Source organism: Streptomyces sp. WMMB 322, assembly GCF_900090145.1.
In the GTDB taxonomy this organism is placed as follows: Bacteria; Actinomycetota; Actinomycetes; order Streptomycetales; family Streptomycetaceae; genus Streptomyces.
Map to the genome: position 1 here is coordinate 66,760 of NZ_FMHI01000015.1, position 14,767 is coordinate 81,526.

Genomic DNA, 14,767 nt, shown 5'->3' on the forward strand with positions numbered 1-14,767 from the left:
CTGACCCCGGTCGCCCCGTCATGCCAGACCCAGCGTGCGGTCCCACGGCAGCGGGCCGGTGCCGGCGGGCAGCAGGGCGAGAGCCACGCCCGCGGCGCCCTCGAGCATGCCCGCGGTGTCGACTGCCCGGTGGGGTCGCGGCGAGCGAGCGGCGGCGGGGAAGCGCATGAGGTGACGGAACCCGAACGGGGCCTCCTCGTCGGCGCATTCGAGCACCTTGCCGGTCAGGCGGCGGCAGCCGGCGAGCAGTTCCGGATCCCCGGCGGACTCGTTCACATGCGTCAGTACACGCAGCAGCCCGGCATAGCCGTGGCAGACCGTGGCACCTTCGATCGCCCACAGGGACTCGTCCCGGCGCAGCGCGGCCAAGAGCCCTTGCAGTGCTGCGGCGCACCACTCCGGCCTGTCCACGATCCCGCCGGCCCGGTGCAGGGCAGCGGCCACCCCGGGGGTTCCGTAGCACCATGCGGTGCGTGTGAAGAGCGCGCGCGGTCGCTCCCCTGCCGTCTCGTCGTCCCATCCTGCGCGGGCCGGCCAGTACGGGCCCGCCTCGTCGTGCAGCGTCCAGCCGACGAGCCAGTCCGCGATGCGCCGGATCGCGTCGCGTGTACCCGGCACCTCGCGCCCACGTTCGACGGCGGAGCAGAGGACGGCGAGCGGACCGGCGATGCCGTGCGCCATGCCCAGGTTGAAGTCGCCGCGAGGATACAGCTCGCGGTCCCGTTCGCCGACCTGCAGTTCGACGGGCACCCACCAGCCCGGCACATCGTGGCCGTCGACGCGCACCGGCTCGGTGATGCGGACAAGATGACGCAGCGACGCCGTCACCGCGGACTCCACCTCCGGCCCGGTCTCCGCCGGATCGGCCGCGGAGTCGAGCAGCAGCCGCGCCGTCCCCGACAGCCCGTTCACGAGGTCGTAGGCCGCCCAGTCGACGCCGCTCCGGCCCGAGCGCACCTGCTCGTCGAACAGGCGCAGACGCTCCGTCTGGTCCTGCGCCACCCAGGCGGCCAGCTTCCGGCGCAGCGAACCGTAGTGCCCCTCCGCTCCTGCACAGGTCTGCGCCGCCGCGAGCAGGGCGGCCGGACCGGAGAACAGTCCGCGGCTCGGCGCTGCACCCATCGCCTGCCCCGCCGCCGTGATGTGCCGGTGCGCGACGTGGCGCCACGTCTCGTCCGTGCGGGCGAGTTCGCCGTAGAGGAGCGCCGTGCCCGGCAGGCCGTTGGCGAGAGTCAGCGGCCCCCACATCACGGCGTCGTAGACAGGGTCACGGTTGTCGTCGCGCGACGCGACGGACGCGACATGCTCCGGGTCGGCCAGCCGCTCGGCGACGAGGGAAACCGCTTCCTCGCAGCGGACGAGGGTGTCGTTCATGACTGGTGCCTCCGGCGGTTGAGGTGGTCCTGCACGGCGCCCCGCGCGATTCCCAGCACCTTCAGCTCACGTGCGCTCTCACCTCCGAAGAGACGGTTGCAGACCATGTGCAGCAGACTTCCCACGACCCGGCCCTCCGGGGTCTCACCCGACTCCCTTACGAGCGCGGCCAGTTCGCGCACGGCGTCGTCACGAGGGCGCAGCGCGTCCAGGGCACGAGACCCCGCGCCCTCCTGCGACAGGGCCGGCCAGCCGCCGTACGGGTCGACAAGCCGGCGCCAGCGAGCCGAACCTGCACGGAATGCGGCGGGCAGGTCACGCCGTGAGCCGGTCATGGACAGCCAAGCCGCGGCGCCGTCGTCACCGCAGTCCTCGGTGACGAGGGGGTTGTCCGGCGCCGGCGGCCCGAACGCGTGAGCAAGGGCGGCACAGGAGACGACGGCCAGGTCGTCGATGCCGTACTCGCTGGAAGGATCTTTTGCCAGCCGCAGCAGTTCGACCGCTGCCTCGCTGTCGTACCTGAAGACCCGCTCGGCCAGAAGCTGGGCGCCGGGGCCTCCGTAGCGCTCGGTCTCCGGGTCGTACTGCGCGAGGGAATGGCCCCGCAGGATGCCCTCGCGCTGCCAGCGACCCAGCAGCTCCCCGACGGCGGGAGCCACGTCTCCCCACAGTTCCGCGGGGCGGGCGCTGTGCAGCCGCAGCCGCAGATGGTGACCGCCCTCGTCCGTGTAGCGGATGAAGAACCAGCCGTCGGCGCCTCTCTCGCCCGCCAGCCCGACGAGTTCGGGGATACGGTCGCGCAGCACATCGTCCTGCGTGCGGGCCGGTCCGTGCAGCTTGAGGTAGAGCCACTCGCTGCCGAGGCCGTGCGTGGTGCGGGCCGGCTGGATGTGCCCGGCGTAGGGGCGCCTGCCGCAGCTGCTCCCCCGGCGGACCAGCGGGATGACCAACTCCGTGGTGTGCCCCGCGAGCGGGCCCTCCATCCAGTTCTCGTACTCGCCGGGGACCTCCTGGGCGACCAGATCCGGGTGGCGGATCACCTGATCGACAAGCAACTCCCGGTGCCACGACAGGTCCAGGTCGAGCAGCAGCCGCTGGTCGGCCGTGACGGCGAGGACATGGCGCGGCACGTCCCAGGTACTGCGCCACTCCGCGACGAGGGCGTCCCGCTCCGCGTCCGCGGAACCCGAGCCGCTTCCGCCCTTCGCCTCACGCCGCCCCCGCAGCTCCTCGGCACCGGCCCGCAGCACGTCCGGCCGCCACACGGCGCAGGCCAGTACGAAGCGTCCGTACCGCACGCGGGGCACGAACGGTGCGTCGGCGAGCGGGCCCCAGTTCCACGGCTCCCACAGCCGCTGACCCTCCAGCCCGATCTCCCACAGCAGACGGACGGCGTTGGGTGCCTGCGCCGGAGCGCTGACCATGTTGCCGAGCACGGGCACGATTTCACGGCCCGTGGGGATGTGGACGGCCGTGAGCCGGTCGAGGGTGGCACCGATGCCCATGTCGCTCAGGCGCAGTTCTTCGGTCCCGGCGGCGTCGGGCAGGCCGACTCCGATGCGGCGGCCCGTCGCCGGCACGGTGTGCGCGAGGTTCGCGGCCCGGCCCGAGCGCGGCATGAAGGCGAGGTCGACGGGATGCGCGTCCCGGACATGAACGGGATTGCCGCGGTGCAGGGCAGCGAACTGCTCACGCCAGTACGGATGTTGATCGGCGAAGCGGGCGAAGGTGGAACCGGCGCGATGGGAGCCGGGGGAGGGGGAGAGGAAGACGCGGAAGTCGCCGTCGTCCAGGGCCTCGACGGACGGCGCGACCACCTGCACCGTCACCTCACAGGAACTGGGAAGGTCCGCCGGGTCCGCCGCGTCATGACACAGCTCGTCGATGTCCCCGTCCTCGAGGACCACTTCGCGTGCGCCCTGCCGCTGCGCCGCGGCGACGAGCCGCGCCATCGCCCGGTCGCGGCGAGCCGTGCGTGGGACCTCCGGAGTCACCGGTGCGGCCTCGCTGTTGGGCCAGCCATATCCCGCGGGCGCGCCGATCCCCGTGGCCTCGTCGAGGAGTTCGAGCACGGGGACCAGCCGGTCTGCCCCGTAGACGTCGAGAAAGCGACGGTGGTGGTCACGCAGCGCGAAGAGCCCGAGCTTGCTGCGGGAGAGACGCCACATCACACCGGTGGCCTCCTCGATCACCTCGCGCACCGGGTACGGGAGATGCATCTCGGCATCGAGACGGGTGTCGATGTGCAGGGGCGTGTCGTCCGGCTCCACCGAGCGTGCCGCGGCGAGCAGCCTGCCGAGCGGTTCACGGCCCTCGCCCACGGGACACTCGTCGTAGGCCTGCCGCTCCTTCTCCACCGCCAGCAGCGCCTCGTGGACCGTGCAGGTCGCCTCGGAAGGGTGGCCCACCCGCGCGAGGACGCCCAGCACGTGGCTCAGCGGATCACCGCCGTCCAGCGGGGGCCGCAGCCCGGTGATCAGGATTTCCTGGCGGACCAGTTCGGCCAACAGGGCCCGCACCCGCTCCGCGGGTGCGCCGGGGAAGGCCGCGGCGGTGAGCCGGACCAGCTCCTCGTAGGGGACGGGGGCAGGGGACTCGGCAACCGCCCGTTCCACCACGGGTGTTCTGCGCACCGACACCACGGAGCGGCCCTCTCCGCTCTCGCCGGGCCGGACTCCCTGGGTGGAGGGCGAGGTGAGGACCAGCCGGTCCCCGCGCTGCACCAGGCCCTGATGCGCCTGCACGGTGAGCTCTGCGAGCACGGCGGGGTCGGACTCGAGGCGGTGGACGATCCGGGTGAGCCACTGCATGTCGGCGTGGGTCCGCGTCCTGTGCCCGGCCCCGCGGCCGACCTTGGCCGCGGAGTCGAAATGCCCGGTCGCGACGCCCGCGAAGAGCCCGAACGGGGTCGGCCGGGTCCGCATCCGGATGTCGTAGCGCAGTACCGCGAGCGCGGCACGGCGGAGCTGTCCGGCCTTGACCGCTCCGGCCCCGAGTTCCGCCACGCGGCGGATCGTCGCGCTGAGGCTGGGGGAGGCCAGGTCCAGCGCCTCGCTCAGCGCGCTGTCACAGGTGACGGAAGCGAGCAGGTCCGCACATGCGGACAGGTCCCCGGGCCCTCCGCCGGGCCCGTGCGGCAGGGGGAGCCCCCTTGACTCCGGAGCCAGCGGCGCCCGGAGCAGGAACACGTCCTTCGATTCGAACGGTCTCTCAAGTGACGGCTGCCCCACGTTCCCCCTCCTTGTGCGCCGGTCTGTGCGCCCGCGTTCGGCGGTGCGGCCCGTGTGGCCGGGCGGGCACCCGCCCGGCCACACGGTGGTTCAGGTCAGCAGCAGTGGCTGCAGCCGGAGCCGCCGCCCTCGCTGGTGCAGCCCGGGGTGCAGTACGAGACGCTCGTAATGGCCGGGCCGGCGACGGACTTCTCCACACCGATCTCCAGGTCGAGATCGAAGAGGTTCACCTCGTTGTGCGACTGCGCAGGGGCGATGTTTCCCATGCTGACTACTCCTCCCGTTTGAAACGACTGAACGTTCGTGGGTCGCGATCCGGGAATTACCGAATCATGCTGTTCGGCGTCGATCAACGGAATCCAACCGATTTGGCAGCGCTGGCAGTTCGATGGCAGCTATGGGTAAAGATGAGGCCGGAGTGGCGCTTTCACGCCTGAATCGGTGATTCCTCCCGGAGACACGTGAACCGGGACGGACTTTCCTGATACGTACGTGATGTGTGTTCGGACGAAGCTCTGCTTACCGCCGTCGCCGACGGCGACCAGACCGCCCTGCGTGCCCTCTATGAACGGCATGCCGCCGCCGCGCTCCGCCTCATCCGCAGACTCACCTCGGACCAGGGGGTGGCGGAGGAGATCCTGCAGGAGACGTGGCTGGCCGTCTGGCGCTCCGCGAAGGGATTCCGCGGCGAGTCCTCCGCGCGCGGCTGGCTCATGGGCGTCGCCCGGAGACAGGCACACAACCAACTCCGCAAGTCCCGCCCGCAACTGGCGGATCTCTCGGAGGCGCACGACGTGCCCGACCCGTCCCCGGGCGTGGAGGAACAGATCGTGAGAGAGGCCGAACACACCGAGTTGCTCGCCGCCGTGCGTGCTCTTCCCGGGCATCTGCGGGAAGTGCTCGCCCTGGTGCTCGTGGAAGAACTGGCCTACGCGGAAGTCGCCACCGTGCTGGCCATCCCGGTGGGCACCGTCAAGAGCCGGATGTCCCACGCGCGCAGACGCCTGGCCGGCATGCTCGCCGCCACGCGGCTGGAAGGATCGGGACGATCATGACCGAACACATCACCGACGACGTCCTGGCGCAGCTTGCCCGCCCGGACCGGGACGGCGGGAGCGGACCGGAACACCTGGCAGTGTGCACCGACTGCCGAACGCGGATGGCAGCGTGGCAGAACATCGGCTCGGCAGTGCGCGCGGAAGCGGACGAGCTGGCGGTCGCTCCGCCCTCGTTCGACGCGCTGCTCGCGCCGGCCCTGGCCGGGGCGGCGCCGTCACGGAGCGCAGCAGCCGTGGCCGTTCCGGCAGAGAGGCCGCACGGACGTGGCATGTCCTGGCGCACTGCATGGCAGCTGACGCTGCGCCAGGCAGCGCTGATGCCCCGGGTCTGGGCCCCGCTGAGCGCGGCCGGCTTCGTCGGCGCGGCGCTGACGGCATCGGCGAGGGTGCAGGACGGTTTCGGGGTGCGGCTGTTCGGAGGTGTCGTGGTGCTGCTGGTGATCCTCGGCGCCCTCATGGCCGCCTCACCCCGCAGGGACCCCCGGCGGGAGCTTCTGTTCACGCTGCCGGTGCCGCCCGCCGCGGTCTTTCTCGCGAGGCTCACGGTGGTTCTCTTCGCGGACGTCGCCATGGCGATGATCTGCTCCGCTCTCGTGGACGGGCCGGGCTGGTGGCCCGTGGTGACGAGCTGGCTGGGGGAGTCGCTGCTGGCAGCCTCGCTGGCGCTCGCCCTTGCCGTCCGGTTCGCGCCGGTGACCGGGGCCGCCGCCGGAGCCGCGCTGTGGCTGCTGGGGGTGGCGGCAGGCCCGCGGGGGCCGTTCTCCACGCCGGCGGACGCCTTCCTGAAGCCACTGCTGTCGACGACGCCCTGGACCCTGCTGCTCGCGTTCGCGCTGCTCGGCTGGGCCGCCGGAGCCATGAGGAGGCATGCGGCCGCGGCTTCGGCGGCGTAGCCCGCACGCGGCGGCGCTGCGGGCGGAAGGGGGAACGAAACGAAGAATGCACGGCCATGTGTGAACCATCCGACTTCGCCGGGCTACGTACAGAGTGCGCCACTGCTCACCGGCCGGTTTCCCCCGTTGCCGGCCGGGGGCGGTGGTGCACCGGGCCGGCGAAGGCAGGGGACCGACGGGAGGAGCCGAGAGATGACGATCGCGACGTGGTTGCCGCACGAGGTGCGCCGCTGCGGAAAGCAGGCCGTCGTCCTGCCGGTCCTGGCCGCCCTGCTCGCATGCGTCGCGATGCTCACCGGGCCCGGTGGCGGGACGCTGCTCGGACATTCGCTGTTGACCAGCGCGCTGCCCGCAGCGACTGCGCTGGCCTGTGCGGCAGTTGTCGCCCGCGAGCAGCTCCTGGAACTCCATCTGTCGCTGCCCACGCCCTATCCGCGGACTGTCGCCCGCCGCCTCGCGTGGCCCGCTGCAGTCAGCGCCGTCTCCGCTCTCGCCCTGGTGGCGCTGGTACGGGCGGGAAGTCACTCGCTGAACTTGGGCGCCGCCCTCCTGGAGCTGACCGGGCTGACGGTGCTGCTGGCCGGCGGTGCCGTATGGGCGACGGTGCGGTCCGGGTCGGCTGCGACCGCCACAGGTCTCATCGTGGCCGCCGTCCTGGCGAAATTGCTGCTCATCGACCGCGTGGTGCCCGAGGGTGCGGGACAGGGCGTGCCGGCGCTGCTGGCCGGTTCCGTGCTGATCGTGCTGGCCCTGCGTGCTCTGGGTGACGCGGGCCGTTCAGGCGGGGAAGGGGCAGTCTCCGGCAGGTGGCCGGGGACCGGTGGTGGGCCGTCCGGAAACGTGGCGGGCCACCGCTCGACGAGGGGGGAGACAGGATGACGGCGCTGCTGTGGACACTGCGGTACGAGGCCCTCATGGCGGCCCGTCGCAAGGTCGTCTGGGGAGCGGTCCTGCCACTGGCGCTGCTGAGTGTGCTTCTGGCCGCCACGTCACCTGTGGTCACGGGTCACGATGACCCTGCCGCCCGGGCCGGAGCCGGCGCCGTGCTCGTCAACACCCTCTGCACCCTGGGTGTCGGTCTCGCCCTCGCGGACCGGCTGCGCCGCAGTCTGGAAGCGCGCGGAATGCCCGAGCTGCTGGCCGCCACTCCCACCCGTGCGCTGTCACGCACAGCCGGGGCGCTCGCGGGTCCGCTGGTGACCGCACTCGCACCGGTCGCCTTGCTCTTCCTGCTGGCCTCCGCGGTGCTCGCCGGTACCGGGGGGTCCGCAGCACCTCTGACATCCGCGGTGGTCTCCCTCGTGGCTGTGCTCCTCCCGGCAACCCTGCTGGTCACTGCCTTCGCCGGACTGCTGGGCGTGCTGATGCCGGTCGCGGCCGCGCGCGCTGTCACGGTCGTGGTGTGGCTGTGGGCCTGTCACTTCCCGCCCGCGTTCTCTCCGCTGCCCACGATCACCGGCACTGTCCTGTCACCACTCGGGGGTTACCCGCTTGTGGCCTGGGCGCACGCACCTCAGGTGTGGGCGGCGAGAGAGGGCGACGGCGCGCTGCGCCCCGACGTCAGCGACGCCGCCGCGCTGATGAACCTTCTGCTGGTGCTCGCCATGGCCGCCGTCTGTTACGCCGTCGGCCACCTCCTCGTCCGCCGTCGAGACGGAGCAACATGAACATCACCACTGAGCGGTTGACGAAGGTCTACTCGGGTGGACGCCGCGCGCTGGACGCCGTCGACCTGCACATCGAGAACGGCACCGTGGGCCTGCTGGGCGCCAACGGCGCAGGAAAGACAACCCTGTTGCGCATCCTCACCGGGGTGCTGCGGCCGACTGCGGGCCGTGTGACCGTGGGCGGACACGACCTGTCGACCGGCGGCGGGCTCACCGCGGTCAAGAGGATGCTCGGTTATCTGCCGCAGGAGCTCTCCCTCTATCCCGACCTGACCGCCCGTGAGTTCCTCGACTACATCGGGGTGCTCAAAGGCATCCACGACAAGCGGGACCGACGGCGCCAGGTGGAGGAACGGATCGCCGAGGTCGGCCTGGAGGCGCGGGCGGGCGAGCGCCTGTCCGGTTTCTCTGGTGGCATGAAGCGACGGGTAGGCATCGCGCAGGCCCTGATGGGCGATCCGTCCCTGCTGATCGTCGATGAGCCGACGACCGGCCTGGACCCGCACGAACGCATGCGGTTCCGGACGCTGCTGGCCGGGCTCGGCCGCGGCCGCACCGTTCTGCTCTCCACTCACATCCTCGACGACGTCGCACAGACCTGCCCCGCGGTGGCAGTGCTCTCCGGCGGTCGCCTGGTCTTCCACGACGCCACCACGGCACTGGTCGACCAGGCCGCCGGGTGCACCTACGTGTGCGAGGCCGAAGGACCCGCGCAAGGACCGCCGCCCGGGGCGGAGGTGGTGAGTGCGGTGACCACCGCGCTAGGAGCCCAGTACCGGGTCATCACCAACGATCCGCCGGCGGGGGCCCGTCCGGTCGAACCGTCTCTCGAGGACGGTTATGCCGCCCTGCTGGGCGCCGACGGAGCAGCCCGATTCTCCACCAGCCCGATCCAACAGTGAGGCATGCACACGTGACCACGAAGAACCGGAACCGCTCGGAGACCGCGAGCACCGTCGCGACAACCATGAACACCACGACGCCGACGACCACTTCACTGACCGCGGCCCTCCCGGCCACCGGCTCGACCGGCTCCGTGAGGTCCGGCGGCCGTGCCCGCCCGGCGGTTCTGGCCTCGGCCGTTGCCGGGCTCGTGCTGCTCGCGGTGTCTGCCTGCGGTGGCGCAGGCAGAACGGACCCCGACACCAAGCAGCCGGAGCCGCTGCCCAGCCCGACCTCGACCAAGCAGAAGATGAGTGAGAAGAACCTGGGCTACACCTGGCCGCTGAAGACCGACCACGGTACAGCGGAGTGCCGGGAAGGAAACCAGGCCGTGTTCACGGACCCCGACGGCACGACATACGCGCTCAACGAGCGTGCAAAGCGGGCCGGTTACCGTGATATCGGGCCGATGAGGGTATCCGGGGACGATGGTGACAAAGTGAGCCTCGGCTCGCTGCTCAGCAGAACGATGAAGCTCTGTCGGGTCGGACGGTGACCGGTACCGGATCTCTCAGAGCCGGCAGGGGCATGACCCGTGATCGTCACCTACGACCGGGCGATCACGGGGATGAACGACGGGGGAAACACGATGCACCAGCACGAACAGCAGCAGGTTTCGAACTCCAGCGAACTCCACGTCCTGATCCATTCGGGCCTCAGGGCCCACTTCGAGTCGCCTCACGCACCACTCGCCGGAATCCGTTCAGGCCTGGGCAGGATCGGTTTCGTCGATGACGAGGATCTGACCGCGCCCGGCGGAGCGCTCGACCTGCCGGTGCTGATTCCGGTCACCAGCGAATTCCAGGCCGAGGGACTGCGCGCGGTGAGAGTGCGGCATCCCCTGGCGCTGCTCGTTGCCGTCACCAATGACGTCTCGGGCTTTCGCACGTACTACGCCATCCGTTCAGGTGCGAACTTCGTCTTCAACATGGCCATTTCCGGCGCACATCAGGTGGACATGCTGTACGCCCAGCTCCGTTCGCACTGCACCACAGGCCCTCCCGAGAGGGCGGAGTCGCAATTTCAGCCTCTCTCCGTGGCACGCGAGAGCGGCTTCGGCGAAGAAGATCACCGGCAGGCCCTGCCAGGGCATTTCGAGGATCGGACGGCCAGGCCGGGGAGCATGCGGCAGGGAAGCGGCCTGGAACATGCCGCCGCTGCAGGGCGCCGGACTCTGCAAGCCGGGGACGGACTCCCGTCTCATCCTCTCCATCCGGGAGGTTCCGCGTCCGGCGAGCACGGGCCCGTCCGCCCGTCCCCGTGTGGCCGGGCGGGCGGGGCGCACGCGGCGGACGCGGTGCGAACCGCGCCCGGAATCGACACAGGGCTGATGCGGATGCTGTGTTCGTCCATGACGGTGTCGGAGATCGCCCGACGCTACTACTGCTCGGAACGCACGATGTACCGGCGCATTCGCAGGCTGTACGACGAAGTGGGCGTGCGCAGCCGTGCCGAGCTGATTCCCCTGGCATCCGTGCTCGCCGCGGACGCACCGCACGCCGCTGCCAGGGTGCCGTCGCAGCGCGACCGCAGACAGGCCTCCTGAGGCGCCGGGGGACATTCGCTCTCGGACTGCTGCTTCTTCCGTGCTCGGCATGTCCCGGACTGCGCCCCGGTGGCCTCGTGACCGGCCATTACGGGGCCACCGGCGGTGGTCCGGTTGCTCAGCGGATGCCGGCATCGGCGGTCTCCAGCAGGCGGAAGAAGCCGGCCTCCACATCGCCGTCGACGGCCAGGCCTTCCAGCGGCCCCTCGTACTGGGTGCGGCCGGCAGTCAGCACCTGTACTCGGTCGCATACCTGGGCCACCTCACCCAGTTGGTGACTCGCGATCAGCACCGCCACGCCCTCGCTCGCCAACGACCTGATGATGCCGCGCATTTCGCGGATGCCGACCGGGTCGAGGCCGTTGGTCGGTTCGTCCAGGATGATCAACCGGGGCCGAGCGAGCAGCGCGATGGCGATGCCCAGCCGCCAGCGCATACCGAGCGAGTACGCCCCGACCCGGCGACCGCGTGCATCGGTCATTTTCACCAGCCGCAGCGCCCCCTCGATCCACTCGTCGGGCACTCCGCGCAGCTTGGCGTGCACCTTCAGCGTCTCGTCGCCCGTCAGCGTCGGCCACAGGCCGGGCACTTCGATCAGCGCGCCGACTTCGGAGAGTGTCTCCCGGCCGACCGGCCTGCCGAAGATCCTGATGCTGCCGGACGTCGGGCGCTGCAGCCCGAGCAGCGCCTTCATCAGCGTCGTCTTACCCGCGCCGTTCGGCCCGAGCAGGCCGTAGACCTCGCCGGACTTCACGGTGAGATCCACACCGTCCAGGGCGCGGTGCGTGCCGTAGTGCTTGTGCAGCTGACGGATCACCAGAGCGTGCGCAGTCTGTGTGCCGGGTGTCCCCACGGACATGGTCAGATCTCCTTACGGATCATGTGCAGGCGGCCGAGGAGGAGCAGAACCACGGTGAGCACCGTGGCGAGGCCCAGAGCAAGGGGGATCGCGGACATCTCGGTGACGGGGCTGTCCTCCGGCAGTGGCACCCCGTTCGGCCCGATGCCGGCGAGCGGCAGCACCACCCGCATCGGCCAGGCGAACGGGACGGCGAACCAGAACACCTTGTCCGAGACCAGAGCCCCGCACAGCAGGCCCGCGACGCCGACTCCGATGCTGGGCCCCATGCCCCACATGACGGCCACGAGGACCGCCAGCGCCGTCATGGAGAGGCCGACCAGCCAGGGCAGGTAGACGGCCGCGGCCACCGTTCCCATGCCTTCCGGGAAGCGTCCGCTGATCACCGAGCCGAGCGACAGCATCACCAGGAGCACCGTCGAGGAGACGAAGCCCAGGACGCCCAGCGCGGCGACCTTGGCGACGAAGTAGCGCCCCCGCGGCACGCCGTACGAGAGGAGCAGCCGCCAAGGGTCCTGGTCCGCGCGGACGGTCAGCGCGGCGGCGAGCGCGGCCGTCATCGGCACCAGGACTCCCCAGAACTCGAGGGTGACGTTGCGGAACACCTCGAAAGTCTGGCCTGCCTTCGCCTCGGAGGAACCGAGCGCGCCGATGAAGAGGGGGACGGTGATCACGACGGGGGCCAGCAGGTGGTACCAGAAGATGAACCCCCGCTTGTTGCGGGCGAGTTCGGTGCCTGTGACCGTCGCCAGTGACGGATTGTCCCGCCGCCCCGCCCTGAGGGGGACAGCTGTTTCGTTTGCCATGTGATCTCCTGCGGCCGCTGTGTCCGTGCTCTCTGTACGTAGCGGGCCGGGAGGCTTCGGTTCACGGAATCCTCCACGAGACGGACTATCCACGAGTCGGCCCGGACGGGCTCGGGGGGTGCCCAGGGCAGGGCATGACATGGCTCCTTCCGCAAGTCGGCAGCCGACTGACGGAAACCTGACGCGGGACTGCCGCTCGCCTGACAAAGGACTCGTCCCGGAGTGCGCCGGTGCGAAGGTCATCTGGCGTCGCCGGGCAGGCATGGTCCGGCCTCACCACCGTCAGGGAGGAATTCATGAAGAAGCTCCGCCGCGCACTCGTTCCCGCAGTAATGGCCCTCGCGCTGGGGGGACTCGTGGTGCCGGCGGCCTCGGCCGCCGGCAGTTCCTACGAGGCCGTCCCGCACAGCGCCGGAATTCTGCGGACGTGGCATGCCACCGTGCAGTGCCAGATCGTCCGTATCAAGGACAACAACGTCGTGGGCTACGACCGGGCCGACGGCACCGGCAACTCCAGGGAGAAGGCGATCAAGGCCGCGAAGGCCAACGTGCCGGTGCCCAAGGGCCACTACAAGCGGCACTGCGACGCAAAGCGGGTCTGGTAGCGTGCAATGGGAGGCGGGTGAGAGCTCGCCTCCCTTTTCTTTGTCAATTCGGACCCCGTTTCTGATTCATTCCGACAGAAATTGTCTCCGAGGAGGTCGGTGGGTTTTGCCGGACGAGCCGAGCGTGTGGGAAGTACGGCTGGGTATCTACGCGACCGAGAAGCAGGCGGAGGAAATCAAGGAGCGCATTGCCAGGCTTCTCTGCCCGGACCCGGATCACGCTCCGCCGTGCCCGGTCCCGTGGTCGGCGCTCCTCCTGCACGAGTCGGACCTCGATGACGACGAGGCCTACTCCGAGCTCGTGGACCAGGCCCGCATCGAGAGGCGCTGACTGCCGGCGCCTTCGTCCTTCCGCCGGATTCCGAGGTCCGGGCCGACGAAGTGAGCAACGACCACCGGGCTGCCGAAGCCGCGTGCCGGTGGGGCCGGGGAGTGGCGTGTCCGGACCCCCGGGCAGGCGCCGCCGGAGTCCCGTTCCCGAAGCCGCGTGCCCAACTGGCCGCCGCCGGAAGGCGGTCGGCGCGCCTCATGAGCGAGTGCCGGCTCGATGGAGGCGCATCACCCGATGTGGCGTGCCGCGAACAAGCGGACAGAGAAGTGCACTTGACGTGTGTCCGCTTGTGACAGTTATCAGGCGGATCAATCTGACATTTCGTCCCGGCTGGCCTCTTTCACTTTTTGAACTTTGAAACAGCGTCTTGCGTGGACCGGGGGCCTGGAGCAAACATTCCCACCAGCGCTTGTCAGGGACACGGCGGCCCCACCGTCGTGCGCTCATGGCTGCGCTCAATGGGCCCACCACCCCATAGGGCCCCCGTTCTCCAACTGGAGGAATCAGTGAGGATCACGCGCACCACCCCCCATCGCCTTGCGAGACGCGCGCGGCTGATCGCAGTGACATCCGGCTTCGCGGTCGCCGCCGCGCTTGCGCTCCCCGCGAGCGGCGCCTCAGCAGCCGAACCCGCCCCCACTAAGTTCAGCGCCGCCGCACTCAGCGACGCGAGCCAGGCCCTGCGCACGGCAGACGTCGGCGGCGTGGCCTGGTACACCGACGCGAAGACCGACAAGGTCGTCGTGACGGCGGACCGCACGGTCTCAAAGGCCGACCTGGCCAAGATCAAGAAGGAAGCCGGCGTGAACGCCGGTGCCTACGAGATCAAGCGCACACCCGGCAAGTTCACCAAGTTCATAGCCGGCGGCGAAGCCATCACCACGGGCGGCGCCCGCTGCTCGCTCGGCTTCAACGTGCAGGACAGCAGCGGCACCAAGTACGCCCTGACCGCCGGTCACTGCACCAACATCGGCAGCTCCTGGTCGATCGGCACGACGGCCGGCAGCAGCTTCCCGGGCAACGACTACGGCATCATCCGCCACTCGAACCCGAGTGCGGCCGACGGCCGGGTCTACCTCTACAACGGCGGCTACCAGGACATCACCAACGCCGGGAACCCGTCCGTCGGTCAGTCCGTGCAGCGCAGCGGCAGCACGACCGGCCTGCACGGCGGCACCGTCCAGGCCCTGAACGTGTCCGTCAACTACGGCGCCGACGGCATCGTCAACGGGCTCATCCAGACCAACGTCTGCGCCGAGCCCGGGGACAGCGGCGGCGCGCTGTTCGCCGGCAGCACCGCCCTGGGCCTGACCTCCGGCGGCAGCGGCAACTGCTCCTCCGGCGGTACGACCTTCTTCCAGCCGGTCACCGAGGCGCTGAGCGCGTACGGGGTGAGCGTCTTCTGAACCACCTCGCCGCGCGGCACGGACTCCCTCCCTGCCGCGCGGTGAGCGCC

The 14,767-nt window shown here is 70.4% G+C and carries 15 protein-coding genes; 10 read left to right on the plus strand and 5 right to left on the minus strand.

Going from position 1 to position 14,767, the window contains the following annotated elements:
• Positions 1–18: 18 nt before the first annotated feature.
• From H180DRAFT_RS21550 to H180DRAFT_RS21560, 3 genes are all read right to left on the minus strand, one after another.
• On the minus strand, positions 19–1,374 hold the full coding sequence (locus H180DRAFT_RS21550) for a lanthionine synthetase C family protein (protein ID WP_055487762.1): 1,356 nt from the start codon (positions 1,372–1,374) through the stop codon (positions 19–21).
• Positions 1,371–4,604 carry a lantibiotic dehydratase gene (locus H180DRAFT_RS21555; RefSeq protein WP_055487763.1) on the minus strand — a complete coding sequence of 1,078 codons (3,234 nt, stop codon included), beginning with the start codon at positions 4,602–4,604 and terminating at the stop codon, positions 1,371–1,373. The genes H180DRAFT_RS21550 and H180DRAFT_RS21555 overlap by 4 nt, the downstream gene beginning before the upstream one ends.
• A 95-nt stretch (positions 4,605–4,699) precedes the next feature.
• Entirely contained in the window at positions 4,700–4,870 is a 171-nt protein-coding gene (locus H180DRAFT_RS21560) for a gallidermin/nisin family lantibiotic (protein ID WP_074466923.1), read from the minus strand.
• A gap of 231 nt (positions 4,871–5,101) precedes the next feature.
• Between H180DRAFT_RS21560 and H180DRAFT_RS21565 the strand changes: the two genes are divergently transcribed.
• The 7 genes from H180DRAFT_RS21565 (at position 5,102) to H180DRAFT_RS30575 (ending at position 10,710) form a co-directional block, all read left to right on the plus strand.
• The gene (locus tag H180DRAFT_RS21565; RefSeq protein WP_055487764.1) at positions 5,102–5,659 is read left to right on the plus strand and encodes an RNA polymerase sigma factor; all 558 of its coding nucleotides are present in this window, start codon (positions 5,102–5,104) and stop codon (positions 5,657–5,659) included.
• On the plus strand, positions 5,656–6,555 hold the full coding sequence (locus H180DRAFT_RS21570) for an anti-sigma factor (protein ID WP_055487765.1): 900 nt from the start codon (positions 5,656–5,658) through the stop codon (positions 6,553–6,555). The genes H180DRAFT_RS21565 and H180DRAFT_RS21570 overlap by 4 nt, the downstream gene beginning before the upstream one ends.
• Before the next feature lie 192 nt (positions 6,556–6,747).
• On the plus strand, positions 6,748–7,434 hold the full coding sequence (locus H180DRAFT_RS21575; RefSeq protein WP_074466924.1) for a hypothetical protein: 687 nt from the start codon (positions 6,748–6,750) through the stop codon (positions 7,432–7,434).
• Entirely contained in the window at positions 7,431–8,222 is a 792-nt protein-coding gene (locus tag H180DRAFT_RS21580) for a hypothetical protein (protein WP_055487766.1), read from the plus strand. Before H180DRAFT_RS21575 ends, H180DRAFT_RS21580 begins: the two co-directional genes overlap by 4 nt.
• Positions 8,219–9,124, plus strand: a complete 906-nt coding sequence (locus H180DRAFT_RS21585) for an ABC transporter ATP-binding protein (protein WP_055487767.1) — start codon at positions 8,219–8,221, stop codon at positions 9,122–9,124. Before H180DRAFT_RS21580 ends, H180DRAFT_RS21585 begins: the two co-directional genes overlap by 4 nt.
• Before the next feature lie 11 nt (positions 9,125–9,135).
• On the plus strand, positions 9,136–9,660 hold the full coding sequence (locus H180DRAFT_RS21590; protein ID WP_254666129.1) for a DUF2511 domain-containing protein: 525 nt from the start codon (positions 9,136–9,138) through the stop codon (positions 9,658–9,660).
• Positions 9,661–9,699: 39 nt separating this feature from the next.
• On the plus strand, positions 9,700–10,710 hold the full coding sequence (locus tag H180DRAFT_RS30575; RefSeq protein ID WP_055487768.1) for a helix-turn-helix domain-containing protein: 1,011 nt from the start codon (positions 9,700–9,702) through the stop codon (positions 10,708–10,710).
• Positions 10,711–10,828: 118 nt separating this feature from the next.
• On the opposite strand, the gene H180DRAFT_RS21600 is transcribed toward H180DRAFT_RS30575, so the two are convergent.
• Positions 10,829–11,569, minus strand: a complete 741-nt coding sequence (locus tag H180DRAFT_RS21600) for an ABC transporter ATP-binding protein (protein WP_055487769.1) — start codon at positions 11,567–11,569, stop codon at positions 10,829–10,831.
• A 2-nt stretch (positions 11,570–11,571) separates the two neighbouring features.
• Complete coding sequence (locus H180DRAFT_RS21605; protein WP_055487770.1) at positions 11,572–12,375, minus strand: lantibiotic immunity ABC transporter MutE/EpiE family permease subunit; 804 nt, start codon at positions 12,373–12,375, stop codon at positions 11,572–11,574.
• 296 nt (positions 12,376–12,671) lie between these two features.
• Between H180DRAFT_RS21605 and H180DRAFT_RS21610 the strand changes: the two genes are divergently transcribed.
• The 3 genes from H180DRAFT_RS21610 to H180DRAFT_RS21620 all read left to right on the plus strand — a co-directional run bounded on the left by H180DRAFT_RS21610 (position 12,672) and on the right by H180DRAFT_RS21620 (position 14,717).
• Positions 12,672–12,980 (plus strand): hypothetical protein, encoded by a 309-nt coding sequence (locus tag H180DRAFT_RS21610; protein WP_055487771.1) that lies wholly within the window; start codon positions 12,672–12,674, stop codon positions 12,978–12,980.
• Between the two features lie 106 nt (positions 12,981–13,086).
• Positions 13,087–13,311 (plus strand): hypothetical protein, encoded by a 225-nt coding sequence (locus H180DRAFT_RS21615; protein ID WP_055487772.1) that lies wholly within the window; start codon positions 13,087–13,089, stop codon positions 13,309–13,311.
• Positions 13,312–13,823: 512 nt separating this feature from the next.
• Positions 13,824–14,717 carry a S1 family peptidase gene (locus tag H180DRAFT_RS21620; protein WP_254666135.1) on the plus strand — a complete coding sequence of 298 codons (894 nt, stop codon included), beginning with the start codon at positions 13,824–13,826 and terminating at the stop codon, positions 14,715–14,717.
• Positions 14,718–14,767 lie beyond the last annotated feature (50 nt).